Genomic DNA, 22,729 nt, shown 5'->3' with positions numbered 1-22,729 from the left:
ATGTGCAACATCCGCCAGTACCGCGCTTTCGCATTTGGCTACAACGCGTTCGGCATCCCCGCTCGGTATCCCAGTTGCCGCCCGCGCTGCCATGGCGCTGAGTTTGGTGTCTGTGGTCACTAACGCGTTACGGCTCAACCGCGTCAGATTGTGAAGGGGGCGCAACAACAGGCTATAAAACCATTTTGTGGGGTAACGTACAGACGGCGAACAAGTTTGCATCTATACACATATTTCGCGCAGCTTCACATTTGCCCTCTCAAAGGAAACTCATACCATGGACGGTATAACCAAGACAGCTCTTGTCATCGCATGTGCCGTCTGCAATCCATGCCTGCACGACGGCGCGATCGGCAGCAGGATCACGCTCGGCGGCGTCGACCAGGGTATTCCGCTGATCGAGAACCATCGGGAGCACCTGGTCAAGGTTAGCATCAACCATGCTCTTTTGCCTGCGATGGCATCAGATACTCAGCACAGGCTGCCGTCGTCGCAGCAACGTGCTGATGGCGGCTGCGGAGAAGCGGAATCAACATGACGGTATTCAGTTCCAACGCCTTGGTTATCTTTGGCGCCACCGGCGATTTGGCGTACAAAAAGATTTTTCCGGCGCTGCAGGCGATGATTCGGTACGGCGATCTGGACATGCCAGTCATCGGCGTGGCCCGCGCCGGCTGGACGCTCGACAAGCTGCGCGAACGCGTGCGCGACAGCCTGGAGCAGAATGGCGGTATCGATGCCGATGCATTCGCCCGGCTGTCAGCGCAACTGAAGTACGTCGACGGCGACTACCAGGATCCAGCGACCTACGAGCGCCTGAAGCAAGCCTTGGACAGCGCCGCGCGCCCGCTGCATTATCTCGCTATTCCACCTAGCATATTCGTTACCGTGGTGCAGGGGCTGGCGCGAGCCGGCTGCGCCATGAATGCCCGCGTTGTCGTCGAGAAGCCGTTCGGCCGCGACCTCGCCTCCGCGCAGGTGCTTAACCACGCGCTACACGAGGTCTTCCAGGAATCGGCGGTGTTCCGGATCGATCACTACCTCGGCAAGGAAGCGGTGCAGAACCTGTTGTACTTCCGCTTCGCCAACGCCTTTCTCGACCCGATCTGGAACCGCCACTACGTCGACAACGTGCAGATCACCATGGCCGAGAGCTTCGGTGTACAGGGACGTGGCGCATTCTATGAGGAAGTTGGCGCCATCCGCGACGTGGTACAGAACCACCTGTTTCAGGTGATCGCGCTACTGACGATGGATGCACCGATCGGACACGATCCGGAGTCCATGCATGCCGAAAAGCTACGGCTGTTACAGGCGATGCGACCGCTGGACCCGGCACAGGTAGTGCGCGGCCAGTTCCGTGGCTATCGCGGTGAGAAAGGCGTCGCGCCGGATTCCCGGGTCGAGACCTTCGCCGCGCTGTGCCTGCATATCGACACCTGGCGCTGGGCCGGTGTGCCGTTCTACATCCGCGCCGGCAAGTGCCTGCCGGTCACCACCACCGAAGTCATGGTGAATCTGAAGTGCCCGCCGCTGGCGATCTTCGACGAGATCAGTCCGGCGACCTCGAACTATTTCCGCTTCCGGCTCAGCCCCGAGGTGACGATCTCGGTGGGCGCGCGAGTCAAGCAGCACGGCGAGGAAATGCGCGGCGAGCCGGTGGAGCTGATCGCCCGTCATGAGCCGCGTAGCGAAACATTACCGTACGAGCGCCTGCTACGCGATGCGCTGCGCGGCGACCCCTCGCTGTTCACGCGCGACGACAGCGTCGAAGCAGCGTGGCGGGTGATCGATCCGCTACTCGCCAATGCCGAGCCGGTGCGGGAATACGAGCCCGGTAGCTGGGGGCCGTCGGCTGCCGAGGGCATCGTGGTCAGCGAGGAGGGCTGGCACGATCCGAAGCCCGAGGAGACGGCACCGTGCTGAATGAAAACCTGGTGGTGTTCATGCTGGATGTCGACAACACCCTGCTCGACAACGATCGTTTCGCTGCCGACTTCACGGCGCGGCTCGATCATGACTTCGGAAAGGCAGAACGCGAGCGCTGCTGGTCGATCTATGCCGAGCTGCGCGACCGACTCGGTTACGCTGACTATCTGGGAGCACTGCAGCAGTTCCGCAACGGCAGCGATGCCGTGTTGGCGCTGCTGCAGATGTCGGCGTTCCTGCTCGAGTATCCCTTCGGTGAGCGACTGTACCCGCGTGCACTCGCCGCGTTCGACCACCTTCGTACGATCGGCATCACGGCGATTGTTTCCGATGGCGACATCGTGTTCCAGCCGCGCAAGATTCAGCGTTCTGGCCTGTGGGATGCCGTCGATGGCCGGGTGCTCGTCACCCTGCACAAGGAACGCAGGTTCGACCTGATCCAGCGGTGCTTTCCGGCCGGCCACTACGTGATGATCGACGACAAGCCGCAACTGCTGGCCGCGATGAAGTGAAGGCGGAAAGCACGCCCGCGGCGCTAGTGCCGCACCGCACGTTCGAGGGCAACCGGCCGAGCAACACCATCCTCGCCGAACGACTCACGCCGCACACGCTGGGCGCACTGGTCGCGCTGTACGAGCACAGCGTATTCGTGCAGGGCGTGATCTGGGACATCGATTCGTTCGACCAGTGGGGCGTGGAGCTGGGCAAGGCGCTGGCCAAGCGCACCGCCGCCGAGATCGCCAGCAGGAACGACCCCGAACTCAACCACGACAGCTCCAGCAATACCCTGATCCGGCGTTATCGCCGGTTGCGGGAGACAAGCGCGTGAGCACCGCGATCAGCCTGCTCGCCGGCAAGCCGGCACCGCAGTCGCTGCTGGTCGATGTGCCGAAGCTGCTCACTGCCTATGTCGATCTGCGCCCCGATCCCGCGGTGCCAGCGCAGCGCGTCGCGTTCGGCACCTCCGGGCACCGTGGCAGCTCGTTCGAGTGCAGCTTCAACGAATGGCATGTGCTGGCGATCAGCCAGGCGATCTGCGAATACCGCAAAAACAAGGGTATCGATGGCCCGCTGTACATCGGCATTGATACCCATGCGCTGTCGCAGCCGGCGTTCGAGAACACGCTGGAGGTATTGGCCGGCAACGGCGTGGAAACGATGATCGCCAAGGGCGGCGAATTCACGCCGACGCCGGCGGTCTCGCATGCGATCCTGGTCTACAACTGCAGCCGCACCTCGGGTTTCGCCGACGGTATCGTCATCACACCTTCCCATAATCCGCCTGACAACGGCGGCTTGAAATACAACCCGCCCAATGGCGGGCCGGCGGATAACGAGGTCACGGGATGGATTCAGGATCGTGCCAATGCGCTGCTTACTGGTGGCCTCAAGGAGGTGCGGCGCATGCCGTATGCGCAGGCGCGTCGCGCCGTCAGCACGCACCAACATGATTTCCTGAGCGCCTACGTGGGCGATCTCGGTCAGATGGTCGACTTCGACGCGATCCGTAGTGCCGGCGTCCATATGGGTGTCGATTCGCTCGGCGGCGCCGGCGTGCATTACTGGATGCCGATTGCCGAGCGCTACCAACTCGACCTGACTGTGCTCAGCGAGGACGTCGATCCGACCTTCGCCTTCATGACGGTGGACTGGGACGGCAAGATCCGCATGGACCCTTCCTCATCCCTGGCGATGCAGCGGCTGATCGGTCTGAAGGACCGCTATGACATCGCGTTCGCCTGCGACACCGACTACGACCGCCACGGCATCGTTACCCGCAGTGCGGGTTTGTTGCCGCCGAATCATTACCTCTCGGTGCTAATCGACTATCTGTTCCAGCATCGGCCGCAGTGGGGCCGGACCGCCGCGGTCGGCAAGACCCTGGTCAGCACTGCGCTGATCGACCGTATCGCGAAGCGGCTGGGACGCAAGCTCTACGAGGTACCGGTCGGCTTCAAGTGGTTCGTCGATGGACTGTTCGACGGCGCACTGGGTTTCGGTGGCGAGGAAAGCGCCGGCGCGTCATTCCTGCGCCGGGACGGCGCGGTGTGGACCACCGACAAGGACGGCATCGTGCCGTCGTTGCTTGCAGCGGAAATCACCGCGCGCAGTGGCCGCGATCCGGGGGAGTTGTATCGCGACCTCGTTCGCGAACTGGGCGAGCCGGTGGCCGATCGCATCGAAGCGCCGGCGACCGTCCAGCAGAAGCAGAGCCTGGCGAGGCTCTCGCCGCAGCAGCTGCACATCACGCAGCTCGCTGGAGAGCAGATCGAAAGCGTCCTCGACCGCGCACCGGGCAACGACGCGCCGATTGGCGGCATCAAGGTGATCGCGGCCAGCGGTTGGTTCGCTGCGCGTCCCTCCGACACCGAGGACATCTACAAGATCTACGCGGAGAGCTTCCGCGGTGAAGACCATCTGCGCGACATCCTGCGCGAGGCGCAGGATGTCGTCGATGCCGCGTTGGCGCAACGGTGACATGCACGCACGTTCACGATTCACACACGTCGCACTCAATCAGGAAGCAGCCATGTCCGACGAGCTCGATCAGCTATGCATCAACACCATCCGGTTCCTGTCGGTGGACGCCGTGCAGAAGGCGAACAGCGGGCACCCGGGGTTGCCGCTCGACGCCGCGCCGATGGCCTACGCGCTGTGGACGCAGGTGCTCAAGTACAACCCGCGCAACCCGCATTGGGTCGATCGCGACCGCTTCGTGCTCTCGGCCGGGCACGGTTCGGCGCTGCTCTACAGTCTGCTGCACCTGACCGGCTACGAGCTTTCGCTGGACGACATCAAGCAGTTTCGTCAGTGGGGCAGCAAGACGCCCGGACATCCGGAACGTGGACATACGCCCGGCGTGGAGACCACCACCGGGCCGCTCGGACAGGGCTTCGCCAACGCGGTCGGCATGGCTATCGCAGAGGCGCAACTCGCGGCACGCTACAACCGTCCCGATCACGCGGTCATCGACCACCATACATTTGCCATCGCCAGCGATGGCGACCTGATGGAGGGTGTCGCCTCCGAGGCGGCCTCGCTCGCCGGACATCTGCGGCTCGGCAAACTGACCTGCCTGTACGACGACAATCGCGTCACCCTGGCCGCCGGCACCGACATCACCTTCTCCGAGAATGTCGCGCGTCGCTTCGAGGCCTATGGTTGGCACACTGTGTCGGTCGCGGACGGCAACGATCTCGCCGCGATCGACGCCACGCTGCGGGCCGCGCGCGCTGAAACGGCAAGGCCTTCGCTGATTCTGGTGCGCACCCACATCGGCTACGGCTCCCCCAAAAAGCACGACAGCTTCGAGGCGCACGGCTCGCCGTTGGGCGTCGACGAGGTGCACCTGACCAAGCAGAACCTCGGCTGGCCGACCGAGCCGGCGTTCCTGATTCCGGAACCGGCGCTGGCGCATTTTCACGAGGCGCTGACGCGCGGTGCGCGCGACGAGGCGGCGTGGGACGAGCGCATGACGGCCTACGCGCAGGCATACCCCGATGTGGCGGAGGAGTTGCAGCGAAGCCTGTGCGGTGAGTTGCCGTCCGGTTGGGATGTGGACATTCCGGTCTTTCCTGCCGACACCAAAGGCATCGCCACGCGCGTCGCCTCGGGCAAGGTGATGAATGCGATCGTGCCGCGGGTGCCGGCGCTGAGCGGCGGATCGGCGGATCTCGATCCGTCCACGTACACCGCGCTGAAGGGACTTGGCGATTTCAATCCACCGGCGGGCAAGGACCTCGATACGCAAGGCTCGAGCGGCGGTGGCTGGAGTTACGCCGGGCGCAATCTGCACTTTGGCGTGCGCGAGCACGCGATGGGCGCGATCGTCAACGGCATGGCTGTGCACGGAGGCTTCATTCCGTACGGCGCGACCTTCCTTATCTTCTCCGACTACATGCGCCCGCCGATCCGGCTAGCCGCGCTGATGGGCTTGCACGTCGTGCATGTGTTCACACACGACAGCATCGCGCTCGGCGAGGATGGCCCCACCCATCAGCCGGTGGAGCAGCTTGCCGCGCTGCGCGCGATTCCTAATCTGACCGTGATCCGCCCCGGTGACGCCAACGAAACCGCGGTCGCGTGGCGGGTCGCGCTGGAGACACGCGATCGTCCGGTGGTGCTGGTGCTGAGCCGCCAGAATCTGCCCACGCTCGATCGGAGCCGATATGCGCCTGCCGAAGGCCTGCGTCGCGGGGCCTATGTCCTGCTCGATCCGCCCGGCGGCAAGCTGGAGCTGATCCTGATAGCCAGCGGCTCCGAAGTTGGCCTGATCGTGGCCGCAGCCGAACGCCTGCGGGCGCAGGGGATCGCCGTGCGCTGCGTGTCGATGCCGAGCTGGGATCTGTTCGAAGCTTTGCCGCAAGCCGAACGCGACGTAGTGCTACCGCCCTCGGTCAGCGCGCGGCTCGTGGTCGAGTTAGGTGTCCCGCAAGGGTGGGATCGTTATATCGGCGCGCGGGGCGATATGCTCGGCGTGGAACGCTTCGGCGCTTCCGCGCCATCCGAAATATTGCTGCGCGAATACGGCTTTACCGTCGACAACGTCTGCGCACGGGCGCAGACGTTGCTGGCTAGATGACGCCAGCGGGGAAAAGTATCGACTCTGTCAGCACATCGACGCCGGTCTCCGGGCGGATGGCGCGCGCGGGAATGTCGGCACCCATGCGCCATCTCGCCACCACATCGCGCTTGGATTCGCCGTCAACCAAAAATAGCACCACGCGCGCGCGGCTCAACCGTGCCGCGCTGAGCGACACCCGCTGCGGCGGCGGCTTGGGCGCATCGAACACGGCCAGCGCATCCGGTGCGCTCGCCGCGACGCCCCAGTCGCGATCGGGAAACAGACTGGCGGTGTGGCCGTCCTCGCCGAGGCCGAGCAGCACCAGGTCGAAATCGCCGACGCCGCGCAGCGTTTCCGCGTAGGCAAGCGCCGCCATACTCGCGCCGAGTTCGGCGGGAATCGTGTGCACCTCGTGTTGCGGAATGGGCACGTGATTGAGCCAGGCATCGGTCGCCATCCGGCTGTTGCGCTCGGCGTTGTCCGCCGGCAGGCAGCGCTCGTCTCCGAAGTACACCTGCCAGTGCGACCAGTCAGTGTCCGCCGCGCGCAGCATCCGGTAGATGGCGCGCGGCGTGCTGCCGCCGGCGAGCACGATCAGGAACCGGCCGCGCCGTTCGATCGCGCACGCGGCGGCATCGAGGATGCGCCGGTACGCGACCTGCCACAGCGTCGCAGCGTCAGCGACGCCGATCCAGCGTGCGCCGCCGCGGTCGGCATTGTCCTGCGTATCCGTGGCGCTCATTCTTTCTTGATCGCGTGACCGCCGAACTGATTGCGCATTGCCGCCAGCAGCTTGTCGGAGAACGAGTCCGCGTCACGCGAACGCAGGCGCTCGAGCAGCGACAGCGTGATGACTGGCGCGGAAACGTTGAGGTCGATCGCCTCGGCCACGGTCCAGCGCCCTTCGCCGGAATCGTCGACATAAGGAGCGATCCCTGTCATCGCCGGATTCTTCTCCAGTGCTGCCGCTGTGAGGTCCAGCAACCACGAGCGCACCACGCTGCCGTAGCGCCAGATATCGGCAATCTGATGCAGATCGAGGCTGAACTCGCTCTTGTGCTGCAGGATCGAGAAGCCTTCGGCGTAGGCCTGCATCAGGCCGTACTCGATGCCGTTGTGGACCATCTTGGTGAAGTGGCCGGCGCCGACCGGGCCAACGCGGCCCCAGCCCTGATCCTTGGCGGGCGCCAATGTTTCGAAGATCGGCCGCAGCCGTTCGACTGCCGCTTCGTCGCCGCCGATCATCATACTGAAGCCCTCGGCCAGACCCCACACGCCACCGCTGGTACCGCAGTCGACGTAGTTGATTTTTTTGTCGGCAAACGTCTTGGCCCGGCGCAGCGTGTCCTTGTAATTGGAATTGCCGCCGTCGATGACCGTGTCGCCTGCGGCCAGCAGCCGCAGCAGATTCGTAAGTGTGCCATCGGTGATTTCGCCGGCGGGCACCATCAGCCATAGCGTGCGTGGGGCTGGCAGTTTCGCTACCAGCGCGGCAAGCGAATCTGCGGATTCGGCGCCTTTGTCCTCAAGGTTCTTGCGTGCCTCGGGTTTCGGATCGAAGCCCGCCAGCTGATGTCCGCCGCGCATCAGACGCTGCGCCATGTTGGCGCCCATGCGCCCCAAACCGATCATGCCGAGTTTCATGGCTTCTCCTTAGTTGGTGGTTATTACTGCAACCAGCTCCACAACAGCGATTGGATGGTCGGCATCAGATGTGTGCGGTTGTCGGCGTCCGTCACCTTCCTGAGCGCTTCGACCTGGGCCGGATAGGCATGGATGACGCAGGCAAAAGGGTACACAGACCAATACCTGTGACCATCACCAGCAGAGTGAACTCGTTGATAATCTCGTCCGGCGCACATGACACGCATTGCTCTGCGCCAGCACTTCGATGACGATTTATCCTTTATCTCCAGCGCGCAGCACTGAGTCGATCGGCCGCAAATGCCCATCGAACCGTATATCCACGACGCTACCACGCGCAGAGATTCGAAGTAGCGATTTTGTTCTTCATTGGCGATTCGCAGATCCACTCTGGGCTCAATTCAGGTGCGGAAGTTTTCCACCGTCTATTTTTCCGTTGGACCGTACTTTGCCCAGCCACTCCCAGTTGCGGATTTCCGGCAGGTCCTCGTTGCATTTGTCGATGTATTGCTTGTGCTCAATCAGCTTGTCCTTGACGTCCTTGCTGGTACCTGCCCAGGAGGGTTTGTCGGCCATTGCGGAACATATCGCGAGGATACTACCGATAACAATCGTCAATGCACGTTGCATCTTCAGGGCAATGGGTTTTATACCAGGCAGTTTCAAACTCGAAGTTCAAAAAGCGCAGCATCATGCTGCCTAAAGTCGAGAGCGTCTGATGTGAACAACTCTGCGGGGCACTTGAATCTGGCACGGGCGTTGTGTCTATCCCTTGGCTAGCACCGTGAGCAGAGTGGTGTTTTCCACCCGCATGCCTACTGCCGAACAGTTGCGCACACCCTTGGTGAGTTCGCCCTCCCAGGGCTCGGTACCAATCGTTCCTCAATCTCCGGCGGGCGGTGACCATGTCGGGAATCTTCCCCCACCTATCCTCACCGCGCGCGGACGGCGTTTGACATGGCCAAAGTGTAATCAGCCAATCACTTCTGTGCGCAACTCGTCGCGCGGCATGGCATAGATAGCAGTGTAGTCTCATGAGAAACCTGCAACAAAGGATTGTCAGGATACATCCCGGCCGGTGTGCCAGCAATCTGCGCGGACGAGTAGCCTGCCTTCAGATAACCAGCAGCGTGACCCCATAATGCTGCTCCCGGTTGCAGGCGGAGCTCAATGCGCAACTTGACCATGCAAGCGGTGAGCACGTCGATGCAAGCCTCGGCGCGGTAGCCCACCGCTAACTGCGTCTGGATCATGGTCCGTTTTTCAAGGGTTAGCGGTTTGCGCTTTTTCCCCATGCAACATTTTTTCCAAAAAATGTTGCGCTTGGTTTTTGAGCGCACTCCTGCATTCGTACCCATGATGGCTGACTTTTTATCTGGTCATGGTGATCGATCTCTTCTCACACCATGCGATGACCGCGTGCCTCTCAGAATTTGCTCATTTTGACGCAACCGGCATCGCCGATCAGATCGCCAAGGCTTTCAATGCGTTGTTCATGGTTCATCATGATTGTTCTACGGCCCTGGTTCGTCTATGTGATATCGAACATGAGTGGCACCGGCTGGCGACAGGCTATCTGTTCCTGATCATGCTCCGGTGACCTTCCGCAGAAACGTCACAATGGCTACTTGGTCGAGCAGGTTTCCATGCTCTTTTCCCGGATGTTGTGTTTGCTAGCGCACAGACTCCGGATGTCCTGACAAGGAAAATCGACGCGTGGCCACCTCTACGATGGACGCGTATCCAGTGCATTGAGACGATGGGTCTGGCGACCGAGCTAAATGAGTAAGAGCAGACAGCAGGAGATTGACATGAACAGGGGTCGTTGTGAGGGTCACTGGAAGCAGTTCAGCGGTAAACCGAAAGAGCAATGGAGCAAGCTCCTTGGCGATGATTTGGGCGTGGACGCCGGCAAGCATGACCAACTCGCCGGTAGTCTCCAGGAGCGGCACGGCATCTGAAAGAGGAAGCTGAGCGACAGCTCAGGGGCTTTCTTTATCGCAACCGCGATTGGTACCCTTCCGGGGAGCTGGTTTTGAACTTAAAAGGCAAAGGAAGATTGTGAGCATACCTAAGAAAATGTTGTTGGTGCCATTTGCACTGTTGATACTTTTTCCACTTGCGTTGTCTTCGACGATCGCGCGGGCGCAGCAGACTGCGTACCCGGTTGCGGGCCCCAGGATCGACGGGTTCGATGTCGAACCGGCCAGACGACTGACCGCTGGCAATGACCTGATGTTTACCCTCTACGGGAGCCCTGGCGGAACGGCGGCTGTCCGGATCAATGGGGTCGTGGACAGGTTCCCGCTGGAGGAAGTGGAGGCCGGCGTGTATGAAGCCACTTACACCATCAAGAGCAGGGATCGCATCACGGCCGAGGCTATGGTCACTGCCAATTTGCGCGTAGGCAATCGCATTGCCACCGACATTCTGGATGAATCTCTCCTTGCTGGTGCCGCTTCACGTTCCGACGCCAAACGCGCAGCCGATGCCGCTGCTTTGGCGGCAGTTCCCAGAATCGATCGTTTCGAGGTTGGCCCGGTGGGCCGATTGGATTCGGGCACGGACTTGTTCTTTTCCCTGTCCGGAAGCCCGGGCGGAAAGGCCAGCGTCAGGATCAATGGGGTGAAGGGGAAGTTATCCCTGAAGGAAGTAGCGACCGGCGTGTATGAGGGTACTTACACCATCAAGGATCGGGACCGTATTTCGGCCAACTCGGTAACCACGGCCACGTTGCGCCGCAGTGATCAGGAGGCGAGCGCCCTCCTCGGCCAGTCACTGCTGGCGGTGGCTGGTCACATGCCGTCCGCACGCAGGGCAACCAGAATTTGCGCCAATTGCGGTGTGGTCGAATTGATCAACGTGGTCGAGATCACAGGCGATGGCAGTTATCTCGGCAAAATCGCCGGTGGCGTGGTAGGTGCGATGATCGGCAGCCAGATTGGCAAGGGCCGAGGTACTGCCGCAGCTGAGATTGCGGGTGCCGTGAGCGGGGCTGTTGCCGGCAACGAGATCGAAAAGCGGGTCAAGAAGACTAGGCACTACGACGTAACCGTCCGCCTCCAGGGTGGTGGTATCCAGACGATTTCCTACGCGACCGAGCCGGCTCTCAAAGTAGGTGACAAGGTCAGGGTGGAGAATGGCACGCTGGCCCCGGCTTCGTGAACTGTGGTGCAAAGAGTTGAGCAAAATGAGCTTGCGGCAGACATGGCCCATCTTGGCGATCTACGCTACTTCGAGGATGATTCCCGGTGAAGCGGAATATGTGCATACAACAGTTGCCAGTCGAGCCAGAACTAGTAGCACGCATCGAGACAATCCGAGCGCAATAGCTAGCAAAGATCTCTCCAATTTCAGCCGTACGTAAGTATGACAGCCACGCCAAACCGGGAGCCAAAGTGCTTGTTCAACCTGCAGTGCGTATTATCGGAATTCTCTTCTTCTCTCTGGCGGCAGGTTGCGCTGCGGTAAAAGAGGTGCCGCCGAGCGTGATGACACAAACAGGACCCGTGGTAGCCGATCTGTCCTTGGACGGATCGAACCAGGACCGAGCCGTCGCGGCCGAGCCGCTTCGGTCCGAAGCAAGAGAGGAAGCGACCGTCGCGTTGGCGGCGCCCCCTGCCGGGCTGCGCCAGCCCGTGATGATTAGCGGCGAGGCCATCGGAGTCGAACCGGTGGCCGGTGCGCCGACGCAGCCTTGGAGCCGGAGAGCCGCCAAGGCCGCTCCTCCGCTCGCCAAAACGCCTGCAAAGGTTTTCATCTCTCCGGTGACCATTGATCAGCCACGGAAGAATGAGGATACGCTTCCCGTTGCCAGGAAGCTGGAGCCGCCGCTGGATGTGGCGGCTCTGAAGGCGCGGCTACGGGACACCAATGCCATCGGCGTGTTCACCAAGCTTGCGCTCAAGAACCAGATGGACGATCTGCTGAAACAGTTCCGGGCACATTACCAGAGCGGGCAGAAGACCAGTGTCGCCTCACTGCGGCAACCCTACGACATGCTGGTCCTCAAGGTGCTTGCCCTCGTCCAGAACAGTGATCCATCCCTGGCCCGCACGATCTCAGGGTCGCGCGAAGCGATCTGGGGCATCCTCGCGGATCCGGTAAAATTCAATTCAATAACCTGACCCAAGGAGAGCGTTTTGACCACACCTGCCCGGGCTTCGGCCTTAATATTCGCGCTCACGGTGTTCTTCGCAGGACCATCGTCGGCCGCAGACGACACTGCTCTGCTCAAGGACCTGACATCCGTCATCATGCTGCTGGGCTTGCCATGCGGCCAGGTCATCAGTGCAAAACGGCAAGCGGACAACGACCACATCGCGTCATGCAAGGACGGCAGCCGCTACCGGGTATTCGTGAACACGGCAGGCCGGGTGGTCGCGCAGAAACAATAAACCTGGATACAGGGCTGTCCTCCGCCCGCTTGCCTGCCTGGTCTTGCCGATGAGCGGCATTTGTGTTTTGACGCACAGACCGGACCTGTGCTGCGGTAGATCATGCGTGATCGACATACAAAATAGGTAAACCCGGCAACGGCAATCGCGTTGCGGGAATTCCAAATCCTGATGCACAAGCTCATCGCATTCTTTCTACTGGCCATTTTTCTGATGCTGAATCTCGTCGGCTGCGGCGAAGTGGCGACGTTGTCGCAGAACGCCGGTGTCGGCCCCTATCCCACCCTGCCGCCGCCGCATCCGACGCTCATACCGACGGTACACATTGCCCCGGCCAAGGGCTGGCCAGCCGGGGCGACGCCGGTGGCTGCAGCCGGGCTTGAGGTGAATGCCTACGCGGCTGGCCTCGATCACCCCCGTTGGCTCTATGTCCTTCCCAACGGCGATGTGCTGGTTGCCGAAACCAATGCCCCGCTCAAGCCCGAAGACGGCAAAGGCATCAAGGGCTGGATCATGAGGCTGGTGATGAAACGCGCAGGTGCCGCAACTCCTAGCGCCGACCGCATTACGCTGTTGCGTGACACGGACGGGGATGGTATTGCGGAGACGCGAACCGTCTTCCTGAGCGGATTAAATTCGCCTTTTGGCATGGCGCTCGTCGGCAGCGCCTTCTATGTGGCCAACACCGATTCGATCATGCGCTTCCCCTACAAAATAGGTGATACGCAGATCACCGCGCCCGGCGTAAAAGTCGTCAATCTGCCTGCAGGCACGATCAACCATCACTGGACCAAGAATGTCATTGCCAACCGCGACGGTTCGCGCCTCTATGTGACGGTAGGCTCGAATAGCAATGTGGGCGAAAATGGCATGGAGAACGAGGTCAACCGCGCTGCCATCTTGGAGGTCGATCCTGCAACTGGCCGCTCGCGACTGTTTGCCTCGGGTTTGCGCAATCCGAACGGGCTTGATTGGCAGCCGCAAAGCGGTACGCTTTGGACCGCGGTGAATGAACGTGACGAGCTTGGCAGTGATCTGGTTCCCGACTTTATGACGTCGGTGCAGGATGGCGCTTTCTACGGCTGGCCTTACAGCTATTACGGCCAGCACGTCGATGCGCGGGTGAAGCCCCAGCGTCCCGATCTGGTCGCTCGTTCCCTTGCGCCTGACTATGCGCTGGGCACGCATACCGCATCACTCGGGCTGGTGTTCTATCGTGGGAGTCTTTTACCGCAGCGCTATGCCGGCGGGGCGTTCATCGGCCAGCATGGCTCGTGGAACCGCAAACCGCGGAGTGGCTACAAAGTCATATTCGTAGCGTTTGCCAATGGACGCCCTGTGGGGGCGCCCGAGGACGTACTTACCGGCTTTGTCAATGCGCAGGGTGACGCTCTTGGCCGCCCCGTAGGCGTGGCGGTGGACAGGGCAGGCGCGCTACTTGTCGCGGACGATATTGGCAATGTCATCTGGCGCGTGAAGCCGGCCGCGTCAAAGCAGTGACTTATCCGCCTTGTGTTGGCTAGCGAACAGAACATTGCGCTGGAGTGGAGGAGCATTGTCACGGGTGCCCGGGTCGAGCAGATCGACAACTACTTGAAATTTCTTATCTGGCTGATGTAATGCTGCGGTGCGAAAGGGTAATGCAATGGAGCGAGTCATCGCAGGGCGATTTCAGGCAAAAGACGGCGCGGACGCCGTTTCGGCATTGATTGCGCAATATATCGACACTGCGGATATCTGCATTTTTCACAACAATCCGCCGGGTCAGCACGATGCTTTTGTCGTGGGTGGTGACGAGGATGAAGATCCTGGTGCAGAAGGTGCAAAAGGTGCAGGCAAGTCGGCGGCGAGCACGGCCGTTGCCGCAGGGCTCACTGCCAGGACGATCGGCACATCGGGTGGGCCGGTGGTCGCGCTTGCCGCCGCGGCGACTGGCGCCTGTGTGGGGTCGCTGGCCAGTGTGCTGGATGGGCTCGGCAATCATGATGGCAAGCCGCGTGCGCCAGAACGCCGTTCGAGCGGCGTCATGTTATCGGTGCGTATTGCAAAACCGGAGAACGAAAAACGCGTGATCGCTACCCTGCGCGCGGAAGGCGCGGTGGATATCGAAGAGGCGTATGGCGAATGACGCGATGGAGACTGGACGGATTTCAATCCGGTTGCAGCACCGCGACTGGTGGAAAGCGCGTCCAATTGAGTCTGCAGACAGGAGGAATATCGTGACGCTCAAAAAAGGATTCAGCCAGCCAGCCGTCAGCAGCAATAGCAAAACACGGGCGGGTGACTGGAAAAAGGATGGATCGACAGGCACCGACCATCCGCCAACCAAGAAAAAAGCGATAAGAAATTCAATCCTGCTCCTTTCGCATGCCTGGCCGATGGCGATCGCGACCAGATATGGTAAGTATCGCAACGCCATGTGCGCGCCTGGCACTGGCATCCTGAACTGAGCGAATTTCGCGTCGCTCATGTGGACTGAATTGATCGGTTGGTCAGCCGCGGCCATGTCGTTGCTTACTATCGGCCGCCAGGTTTTTACCGAATGGCGTGACCGGAGTACGCGGGGATTGTCGAAGTGGCTGTTCGTCGGGCAACTGGCGGCTTCGACCGGATTCGTCATTTATAGCGGGTTATTGGGCAATTGGGTGTTCGTGACAACCAATCTGTTGATGCTGGTGGCTGCCGGCATCGGCCAGTGGATCTATCTGCGCAACAAACACCGTGAAGAAAGCGTTACGGCGGCTTACTCGAAGCGAACATACAAATGATGCATAAGGTATGCGAGCGGGTGTGCGAGCGCACCGATCGAATACGATCTCCGGGTTAAGGGTGCACAGGGTCACCATGCAACAGCCAACTTGAAACGCCGGCAATCGACGAAGGAGGACTGAAATGACGGAAGTGGTTACGAGGCAAGTTGTAGCCAATGAGGAACATGTCAACCGCGACCCCATCACAGGCACACTGGACGCTCACCTATTGGGCACGGGGCTGGCGCGGCATCTGGCAGCGTTGCCGAAGAGGCTGTTGGAATGGCAGTGAGCGGGCCAATTGGCGACGTGATCGTGTCGATTGCAACTGGAAAGCAAAGCAGTAACTTGAGCAGGCTACCCTGCGGTCCCGCCAGAGGTGGTTCGATCGTGCCACCATGATATTGTGATATTGCCTCGTTCGCTCAAATGGATTGCCGGGGTTTTTCTTGCACCTATCGTGGTGGGGGTTCTTTTCATCGCAATTTTCGGCTGGAACTGGCTGCGCGGCCCGATAGAGCGCATGACGGCGGAGAAAACCGGTCGCGTATTGGCCATCAACGGCGAACTAAAGGTGACATTCGACTGGCCTTTGCCGCGCATTCACGCCGACGCAGTGACGTTCGCGAATCCGGATTGGGCCAGGGAAAAGCAGATGGTCACAGCCGATGTGGTGGAAATCGTGATCGATTTGCCGCAACTGCTCCGGCAAAACATCATTTTTCCCGAGGTGCGACTCGAGCGGCCTGTGGTTTTTCTGGAGCAAGGCACCGGCGGTCGAAAGAACTGGCTGCTGGACATCAACCAACAGGACGAAGGGGCGCGTATCCAGATCGACCGCCTGACGCTCGACCATGGCCTGCTAGGCTACGACGATGCAGGGCAGAAGACCAGCATTCGGTCGGAGCTCTCGACGTTAAACACTCAGCCAGCTGGAGCAGGGCTTACCTTCACGGCGCAAGGGCAATACAAGGGTCTGCCGCTCAAGGCGCGCGGCAACGGCGGGCCGGTGCTTGGATTGCGCGACGAAAGCACGCCATATCCGCTGCAAGCCAAGCTCATCATTGGCCACACCGGCGTGAAAGCCGACGGCACCATTACCAGCCTGCTGAAGTTTTCTGCGGTGGACATGCGCCTCGCCCTGCGCGGCGAGAGTCTGGCGCAGCTTTTTCCGCTGCTCGGCATCGTGTTTCCGGAAACGCACGCTTACGCGATTGACGGGCACATCGTGCACAGCGGGCGAACGTGGCGCTATGAAAAATTCTCGGGACGAACCGGGGGCAGCGATATTGCGGGCACATTGCAGGTCGATACTGGCGGCAAACGCCCGGCAATGAAAGCAGATATGGTTTCCAAGTCGCTCGATTTCGCGGATATTGGCCCGTTGATAGGTGCGAGGCCTGGCCGTCTGCAAGCCGTCAAACAGGCACCCTCATGGTCTTCCCAAACAGCCGTGTCCACGTCTGCGCAAGCACGCGTGCTGCCCGATCTGCCGTTCAAGATCGACCGCTGGGACAGCGTCGACGCGGAGGTGACACTGAAGGCCAGGACCATCCGCCGCGCCAAGGATCTGCTGCTGGAAGACCTCATTGTTCATTTGAGCTTGCGCGATTCCGTGCTGACGCTCGATCCGCTCAATTTCGGCGTGGCCGGCGGCCACATCAGCGCTGTGATTTCGCTGGATGGACGTAAGGATCCGATCCGGGCGCACGCCCAGGTGCGGGCAAGAAAAATTCTCATTGCCAAGCTGTTTCCGACTATCGAACTGAGCCAGGCCAGCATGGGCCAGATCAACGGCGAATTCGATCTCGCGGGGAAAGGCAACTCGGTGGGAGGCATGCTTGCGAGTTCTACCGGCAAGGTGGGACTGGTTGTTGACGGCGGCTGGATCAGCAAGTTGATGATGGAAAAAGTCGGCCTGCATCTCTGGGAAATGCTGGAGCTGAAAGTGACCGGCGACAAGCTCGTCAAGTTGCGTTGCGGGGTGGCCGACTTCGAGGTCGGGGAAGGCATCATGCACGCCGACGCGCTGATCTTTGATACCGAGGTCACCACGATCATCGGCACAGGCAGTATCGATCTGGGACAGGAGACGTTGGATCTGACGCTCAATCAGAAAACGAAGTACACCAGTCCCGTGGCGTTGCGCAGCCCGATCTACGTACGCGGCAGCTTTGCCAAGTCCGATGTCAAAGTCGACAAGGGGCGCATAGCCGCGCGCGGGATCGGCGCGATTGCGCTGGGCATGGTTAATCCGCTGCTTGCACTGATTCCATTGATCGACGCCGGTCCGGGAAAAGACAGCGATTGCGGACAACTGGTCCGGGATGCAAAGGCCTTGCCGCATTCAGAGAACAAAAAAACAGACCATCGGAACTGAGCATAAACCGAGAGCCTCGATCCGCCAATTGCTTTTAATTGCCTTCAGGGAGGAAAAGAACCAGCGGGCGACAATATAAAACTGCCGCCCATCATTCTTTCCGGAAATATTGTGTGCTGGCGCACAGAACTGCATGCGTATGCGGTGTACTTTGCAATTGCAACCTCTTAGTGGCCGCAAATCTGTCCAGATGAGCGGTTTTCATCAAACAATCAAAAAAGGATTCTCATGAAATATTCGATAGTGTTTTCAGCGGTACTGATGGTGCTGGCGTTGAGCGCATGCGATAGACCGACTGTCATCACTCCCGCGACGGTGGTTACCGTTCCCGTTCCGGGGCCCGCCGGTCCGACAGGCGCTACAGGATCGACCGGTGCAACCGGTATCCCCGGGGATACCGGCGCGGTTGGGTATACCGGTGCAACCGGGAACAAGGGAGATATCGGAGCTACGGGTGAGCGCGGTAAAACCGGCGGTGATACCGTGATAATCGTTCCGCCTTCTCAACCCTGAGTTTTCTCTGGGGATATTCGGCATGCGCGGCGGTGGTGCCCTCTTGGCTGCTGCCGGTACTGCAACGTAACGCTTTCCTTCAGGCGACGGGGTAAGGGCAATTGGCGCGCTTAAACTTGCTACGCTGACCCAGCAAATCCGCTGGGTTAGGCGAATGGGGGTATTATTGACCGGCTTGTGTGCGTTAGCACACAGACGTCCGCCGGAAAGACCGTGATGATCCACATTCACCTCTGGAGAGGCACGGTTTTTATCCGACTGTGGAGGCCCGCAATCTCCTGTTGCCGGCCCGACAAGCGCAGCTCTCCCTCCGGATCGTTGTACGTTTTTCACGGAAATCAGCCATGTCCGAAACAGGAAACAGTTCCACCCTTGCTGACAATACCGGCGAGGCGGTGGGCGGCATCGCCGAAGTGCGGCGCCAGGAAGCCTTGCTTAAAACGGGCGCCTTGCAGAACGCGATTCTCAACAGCGCCAACTTTTCGAGTATCGCTACCGACGAGAAGGGCGTGATTCAGATTTTCAATGTCGGTGCCGAGCGCATGCTGGGCTATGCGGCCGCCGATGTCCTGAACAAGATCACCCCGACCGACATTTCCGATCCGCAGGAAGTGATCACTCGCGCGGAAGCACTCAGTCTGGAACTCGGCACTCCGATTACGCCGGGCTTCGAGGCCTTGGTGTTCAAGGCCTCGCGCGGTATTGAGGACATCTGCGAGCTGACCTATATTCGCAAGGACGGCAGTCGCTTTCCGGCGGTGGTGTCGGTCACGGCGCTGCGCGACGCTCAAAACGCCATCATCGGCTATCTGTTGATCGGCACCGATAATACCGCGCGCAAGCAGGTCGAAGCTGATCGGCAGCATTTGCTCGAGATTCAGGAAGAGACGAATAAACAACTACAGCGGGCCAACGTTACCTTGCGGGACAGCGAGGAAAAGCTTGCAGTGACGCTCAACTCGATCGGCGATGCAGTGATCGCCACCGATGCCAGAGCGCATGTGACACTCCTGAATCCCCTGGCCGAAAAACTCACCGGTTGGACGCAGGCAGAAGCCACCGGCCGCCTGGTGGACGAGATTTTTCCCATTGTCAACAAAGAGACCCGACAACCCGCCACTATCCCGGTAATGGAAACCTTGGCGCATGGCACGATACAGGGCCTGGCTAACCACACCGTACTGATTGCACGCGATGGTAGCGAGTGCGATATTGCCGACAGTTGTGCGCCGATTCGCGACCGCGACGATCAAGTGATCGGCGCCGTGCTGGTGTTCCGCGATGTCACCGGGGAATATGCAACGCAGCAGGCCTTGCGCGACAGTGCCGCGCTGATCCAGACGATTCTCAATACCGTGGTGGACGGCGTCATCACCCTCCATGCGCGCGGCGGCATCGTCGAGACAGTTAACCCGGCCGCTGAGCGAATGTTTGGCTATACCGCAGCAGAGCTCATCGGACAAAACTTCAGCATGCTGATCCCCGAGCTTGGTCGAAACCAGCACAGTGGAAATGGTTCCCTCGAGCATTATAGTGCGAGCGCTGAGGCGCGCGCCATAGGCCTCGGACGCGAGGTCGTGGGTCGGCGCAAGGATGGCAGCATTTTCCTGCTGGAGATAGCAGTCAGCGAGATGTGGCTGGGTGGCCAGCGTTACTTCACGGGTATTTTGCGTGACATCACCGCGCGCAAGCGGGTCGAAGCAGAACGGGCACGGCTTGATCAGGTATTGATGGACAAGAACGCCGAGCTGGAGAGCGCCAAGTTCGTGGCGGAAAGAGCCAACCTCGCGAAATCGGATTTCCTTTCCAGCATGAGCCATGAGTTGCGCACGCCGCTGAGTGCGATTCTCGGGTTTGCCCAGGTCATGGAATCCGGCTCTCCGCCACCGACGTCCTCCCAGAGGCGCAGCATCGATCAGATTCTCAAGGCCGGGTGGTACTTGCTCGAGCTGATCAACGAAATACTCGATCTCGCGGCGATCGAGTCCGGCAAGCTGTCGCTGTCACTGGAACCGGTAGTGCTGGCCGAAATCATCCACGAATGCCGGACCATGGTAGAACCGCAGGCGCAAAAGCGCGGCATCAGCATGGTCTTTACCCCGTTCGAAATTCCCTACTTTGTCAGCGCCGATCGGACACGGGTGAAGCAGGCGCTCATCAATCTTCTTTCCAACGCGATCAAATACAACACGGTGGGCGGATCGGTCGTCGTGGACTGCATCGCGAGCACCCCGGGACGTATTCACATTCGTGTCGAGGACACCGGCGAAGGATTGACTCCGGAACAGCTTGCGCAGCTTTTCCAGCCGTTCAATCGTCTCGGCAAGGAGGCGGCCAGCACGGAGGAAGGCACCGGTATCGGCCTGGTGGTGACCAAACGGCTGGTCGAACTGATGGGGGGTGTCATCGGCGTGGAAAGCACCGTTGGCAAGGGCAGCGTGTTCTGGATCGAATTGAACCTGATGGCTGAACCACAAGCTGCCGTGGGCGCAGCCGAACCCACGGCTATCGACGAGGCGCAAGTCCAAGCCGACGCGCAGTTGCACACCCTGCTCTATGTCGAGGACAACCCGGCTAATCTGATGCTGGTCGAGGATCTCATTGCGCGTCGGCCCGATATCCGCTTGCTGAGTGCCAGGGACGGCAACCGCGGCATCGAGATGGCGCGCGCTTCCCGGCCGGATGTCATCCTGATGGACATCAATCTGCCGGGCATCAGCGGTATCAAGGCGCTGAAAATCCTGGCGGAAGACCCGGCAACAGCCCACATCCCGATGGTTGCGCTCAGTGCCAATGCCATGCCCCGCGATATCGAAAAAGGTCTGGAGGCAGGATTCTTTCGTTATCTCACCAAACCCATCAAGGTCAACGAGTTTATGGATACACTGGACGTGGCACTGAAATTTGCGAAAACGGAAGCGACCATCGCGGCTAAAAAGGACCAGGCATGATGATTACCGAGTCCGAGATCCTTGGCGCCAGCATCCTGATTGTTGACGATCAGGAATCCAACGTCAGTCTGCTTGAGCAAGTGCTGCGTGAGGCTGGCTACACCGGCGTTGCCTCAACGATGAATCCACAGGAGGTCTGCGCGCTGCATCGCAAAAACCGCTACGACCTCATCCTGCTCGACCTGCAGATGCCCGCCATGGATGGATTCCAGGTGATAGAAGGCCTCAAGACCAACGCTGCGGACAGCTACCTTCCGGTTCTTGTGATCACCGCTCAACCCGGCCACAAGCTGCGCGCGTTACAAGTGGGCGCAAAGGATTTCATCAGCAAGCCATTCGATCTGGTCGAAGTCAAGACGCGTATCCACAACATGCTGGAAGTGCGGCTGTTGTATAAAAAACTTGAGAATTACAGCAAGGTGCTGGAACAGACAGTCCAGGACCGGACTGCCGAACTGCGCGAAAGCGAAGCGCGCTATCGCAGCCTGACCGAACTCGCCTCGGACTGGTATTGGGAGCAGGACGAGAACATGAACTTCACCAAGGTTTCCGGCCCGGTCCTGGAGATGCTTGGAATCCGGGTCGCCTCCTTGGCGGAAGAGGCAAGCGATGCTCAGTTGCCAAACCCGGTGGGGGGCTGGAATGAGACAGAGCGCCAGCTACTGCAGGCAACCATCGCAGCCCGGCAGCCCTTCCTGGATTTTCTTTTCAGCCGCGTTAACGCCGATGGCTCGCAACAAACATTTCGGGTGAGCGGGGAGCCGATGTTCAATCGGTCCTGCCGTTTCATCGGTTACCGCGGAGTCGGTGTGGAACAAGCCGCAAAGAAATAGAGCGCGGGAACCCGGCGATTAGCAATGTCATCACTCCATAGTCCGAAACAAAACCATCTTCTTTCCGCCTTGCCCACGGCGGAATTCGAGCCCTTGGCTGCGTGTCTGGAACTGGTCCCGCTGCCACTCGGTAAAATGCTTTACGCGCCCGGCGGACAGTTGCAACACGCCTATTTCCCTACCACCGCCATCGTGTCGCTGCACTATGTCATGGAGTCTGGCGCATCGGCCGAATCCGCAGGGGTGGGCAATGAAGGCATTGTCGGTATTTCGCTGTTCATGGGCGGAGATACCACGCCAAGCTCGGCCGTGGTGCAAACTGGGGGCTACGCTTACCGGCTGGAGCGTCGCTTGCTGATGCAGGAATTCAATCGCGCCGGCTTGATGCAGCGTTTGCTGCTGCGTTATACCCAGGCGCTGCTGACGCAGATGGCGCAAACTGCGGCCTGCAACCGGCACCATTCGGTGGAGCAGCAACTATGCCGCTGGTTGTTGCTGACGCTTGATCGCTTGCCGACGAATGAGTTGACCATGACTCAGGAGCTGATTGCCAACATGCTCGGGGTACGACGAGAAGGCATTACAGAGGCTGCGGGGAATTTGCAGCGCGCTGGTTTTATTAGCTACCGCCGTGGTCACATTACGGTGCTTGACCGCCTGGGGTTGGAGACTGGCGCGTGTGAGTGCTATGCCGTGGTGAGTAAGGAATTGAATCGCCTGCTGCCCGATGCGTAGCATCGGGCAGCAGGCTGTTGTCTAATAACCCCC

The 22,729-nt window shown here is 60.2% G+C and carries 26 protein-coding genes; 21 read left to right on the top strand and 5 right to left on the bottom strand.

Annotation, left to right across the window (positions count from 1 at the left end; genetic code table 11):
* The first annotated feature begins 277 nt into the window (after positions 1 to 277).
* Genes PG1C_RS14095 through tkt form a run of 6 tightly spaced genes read left to right on the top strand, consistent with a single transcriptional unit; the run spans position 278 to position 6,511 of the window.
* On the top strand, positions 278 to 538 hold the full coding sequence (locus PG1C_RS14095; protein WP_202635348.1) for a hypothetical protein: 261 nt from the start codon (positions 278 to 280) through the stop codon (positions 536 to 538).
* Entirely contained in the window at positions 535 to 1,926 is a 1,392-nt protein-coding gene (zwf, locus tag PG1C_RS14090) for a glucose-6-phosphate dehydrogenase (RefSeq protein ID WP_202635347.1), read from the top strand. The genes PG1C_RS14095 and zwf overlap by 4 nt, the downstream gene beginning before the upstream one ends.
* Positions 1,920 to 2,441, top strand: coding sequence for an HAD family hydrolase (locus PG1C_RS14730; protein ID WP_237218222.1), 522 nt, complete (start codon positions 1,920 to 1,922; stop codon positions 2,439 to 2,441). The genes zwf and PG1C_RS14730 overlap by 7 nt, the downstream gene beginning before the upstream one ends.
* Positions 2,438 to 2,758: a hypothetical protein gene (locus PG1C_RS14085; protein ID WP_284431767.1), complete on the top strand. Its 321-nt coding sequence runs from the start codon at positions 2,438 to 2,440 to the stop codon at positions 2,756 to 2,758. Before PG1C_RS14730 ends, PG1C_RS14085 begins: the two co-directional genes overlap by 4 nt.
* Positions 2,755 to 4,407 (top strand): phosphoglucomutase (alpha-D-glucose-1,6-bisphosphate-dependent), encoded by a 1,653-nt coding sequence (pgm, locus tag PG1C_RS14080; protein ID WP_237218221.1) that lies wholly within the window; start codon positions 2,755 to 2,757, stop codon positions 4,405 to 4,407. The genes PG1C_RS14085 and pgm overlap by 4 nt, the downstream gene beginning before the upstream one ends.
* Positions 4,408 to 4,459: 52 nt before the next feature.
* The gene (gene tkt / locus PG1C_RS14075; protein ID WP_202635345.1) at positions 4,460 to 6,511 is read left to right on the top strand and encodes a transketolase; all 2,052 of its coding nucleotides are present in this window, start codon (positions 4,460 to 4,462) and stop codon (positions 6,509 to 6,511) included.
* Here the strand turns inward: tkt and pgl are convergent.
* The 5 genes from pgl to PG1C_RS14050 form a co-directional block, all read right to left on the bottom strand.
* Positions 6,504 to 7,235, bottom strand: a complete 732-nt coding sequence (gene pgl / locus PG1C_RS14070) for a 6-phosphogluconolactonase (protein WP_202635344.1) — start codon at positions 7,233 to 7,235, stop codon at positions 6,504 to 6,506. The two genes, tkt and pgl, sit on opposite strands and share 8 nt — an antisense overlap.
* The gene (gene gnd / locus PG1C_RS14065; protein ID WP_202635343.1) at positions 7,232 to 8,137 is read right to left on the bottom strand and encodes a phosphogluconate dehydrogenase (NAD(+)-dependent, decarboxylating); all 906 of its coding nucleotides are present in this window, start codon (positions 8,135 to 8,137) and stop codon (positions 7,232 to 7,234) included. The genes pgl and gnd overlap by 4 nt, the downstream gene beginning before the upstream one ends.
* 23 nt (positions 8,138 to 8,160) lie before the next feature.
* Positions 8,161 to 8,526 (bottom strand): hypothetical protein, encoded by a 366-nt coding sequence (locus PG1C_RS14060; RefSeq protein ID WP_202635342.1) that lies wholly within the window; start codon positions 8,524 to 8,526, stop codon positions 8,161 to 8,163.
* 7 nt (positions 8,527 to 8,533) lie between these two features.
* Entirely contained in the window at positions 8,534 to 8,713 is a 180-nt protein-coding gene (locus PG1C_RS14055; RefSeq protein WP_202635341.1) for a hypothetical protein, read from the bottom strand.
* 404 nt (positions 8,714 to 9,117) lie between these two features.
* Positions 9,118 to 9,432 carry a hypothetical protein gene (locus tag PG1C_RS14050; RefSeq protein WP_202635340.1) on the bottom strand — a complete coding sequence of 105 codons (315 nt, stop codon included), beginning with the start codon at positions 9,430 to 9,432 and terminating at the stop codon, positions 9,118 to 9,120.
* A gap of 86 nt (positions 9,433 to 9,518) precedes the next feature.
* On the opposite strand from PG1C_RS14050, the gene PG1C_RS14045 reads away from it, so the two are divergent.
* The 15 genes from PG1C_RS14045 to PG1C_RS13975 all read left to right on the top strand — a co-directional run bounded on the left by PG1C_RS14045 (position 9,519) and on the right by PG1C_RS13975 (position 22,696).
* A complete protein-coding gene (locus PG1C_RS14045; protein WP_202635339.1) occupies positions 9,519 to 9,737 on the top strand; it encodes a hypothetical protein in 219 nt (72 codons plus the stop codon).
* A gap of 211 nt (positions 9,738 to 9,948) precedes the next feature.
* Positions 9,949 to 10,098, top strand: coding sequence for a CsbD family protein (locus PG1C_RS14920; protein WP_348539345.1), 150 nt, complete (start codon positions 9,949 to 9,951; stop codon positions 10,096 to 10,098).
* Positions 10,099 to 10,198: 100 nt separating this feature from the next.
* Positions 10,199 to 11,302 (top strand): outer membrane lipoprotein, encoded by a 1,104-nt coding sequence (locus PG1C_RS14035; protein WP_202635338.1) that lies wholly within the window; start codon positions 10,199 to 10,201, stop codon positions 11,300 to 11,302.
* A 233-nt stretch (positions 11,303 to 11,535) separates the two neighbouring features.
* Positions 11,536 to 12,264, top strand: a complete 729-nt coding sequence (locus PG1C_RS14030) for a hypothetical protein (RefSeq protein ID WP_202635337.1) — start codon at positions 11,536 to 11,538, stop codon at positions 12,262 to 12,264.
* A gap of 15 nt (positions 12,265 to 12,279) precedes the next feature.
* Positions 12,280 to 12,534, top strand: a complete 255-nt coding sequence (locus PG1C_RS14025) for a hypothetical protein (protein ID WP_202635336.1) — start codon at positions 12,280 to 12,282, stop codon at positions 12,532 to 12,534.
* A 171-nt stretch (positions 12,535 to 12,705) separates the two neighbouring features.
* Positions 12,706 to 14,034, top strand: a complete 1,329-nt coding sequence (locus PG1C_RS14020; protein WP_202635335.1) for a PQQ-dependent sugar dehydrogenase — start codon at positions 12,706 to 12,708, stop codon at positions 14,032 to 14,034.
* Positions 14,035 to 14,179: 145 nt separating this feature from the next.
* Positions 14,180 to 14,662 (top strand): hypothetical protein, encoded by a 483-nt coding sequence (locus PG1C_RS14015; protein ID WP_202635334.1) that lies wholly within the window; start codon positions 14,180 to 14,182, stop codon positions 14,660 to 14,662.
* Positions 14,652 to 14,984 (top strand): hypothetical protein, encoded by a 333-nt coding sequence (locus PG1C_RS14010; RefSeq protein WP_202635333.1) that lies wholly within the window; start codon positions 14,652 to 14,654, stop codon positions 14,982 to 14,984. The genes PG1C_RS14015 and PG1C_RS14010 overlap by 11 nt, the downstream gene beginning before the upstream one ends.
* Before the next feature lie 18 nt (positions 14,985 to 15,002).
* Positions 15,003 to 15,302, top strand: a complete 300-nt coding sequence (locus PG1C_RS14005; protein WP_202635332.1) for a hypothetical protein — start codon at positions 15,003 to 15,005, stop codon at positions 15,300 to 15,302.
* Positions 15,303 to 15,426: 124 nt separating this feature from the next.
* Positions 15,427 to 15,576: a hypothetical protein gene (locus PG1C_RS14000; RefSeq protein WP_202635331.1), complete on the top strand. Its 150-nt coding sequence runs from the start codon at positions 15,427 to 15,429 to the stop codon at positions 15,574 to 15,576.
* 120 nt (positions 15,577 to 15,696) lie between these two features.
* Entirely contained in the window at positions 15,697 to 17,664 is a 1,968-nt protein-coding gene (locus PG1C_RS13995) for an AsmA family protein (RefSeq protein ID WP_202635330.1), read from the top strand.
* Positions 17,665 to 17,892: 228 nt separating this feature from the next.
* The gene (locus tag PG1C_RS14725) at positions 17,893 to 18,177 is read left to right on the top strand and encodes a collagen-like protein (RefSeq protein ID WP_261339202.1); all 285 of its coding nucleotides are present in this window, start codon (positions 17,893 to 17,895) and stop codon (positions 18,175 to 18,177) included.
* A 344-nt stretch (positions 18,178 to 18,521) separates the two neighbouring features.
* Positions 18,522 to 21,128 carry a PAS domain-containing hybrid sensor histidine kinase/response regulator gene (locus PG1C_RS13985; RefSeq protein WP_202635329.1) on the top strand — a complete coding sequence of 869 codons (2,607 nt, stop codon included), beginning with the start codon at positions 18,522 to 18,524 and terminating at the stop codon, positions 21,126 to 21,128.
* Positions 21,128 to 21,961 (top strand): response regulator, encoded by an 834-nt coding sequence (locus PG1C_RS13980; RefSeq protein ID WP_202637095.1) that lies wholly within the window; start codon positions 21,128 to 21,130, stop codon positions 21,959 to 21,961. Before PG1C_RS13985 ends, PG1C_RS13980 begins: the two co-directional genes overlap by 1 nt.
* A gap of 24 nt (positions 21,962 to 21,985) precedes the next feature.
* On the top strand, positions 21,986 to 22,696 hold the full coding sequence (locus PG1C_RS13975) for a Crp/Fnr family transcriptional regulator (protein WP_202635328.1): 711 nt from the start codon (positions 21,986 to 21,988) through the stop codon (positions 22,694 to 22,696).
* The last annotated feature ends 33 nt before the right edge of the window (positions 22,697 to 22,729 follow it).

Origin of the sequence: Rugosibacter aromaticivorans, assembly GCF_000934545.1 — a bacterium.
Lineage (GTDB): Bacteria > Pseudomonadota > Gammaproteobacteria > Burkholderiales > Rhodocyclaceae > Rugosibacter > Rugosibacter aromaticivorans.
The sequence above is the reverse complement of the archived record's forward strand: the minus strand, read 5'-3'. Positions and strand labels throughout refer to the sequence as shown.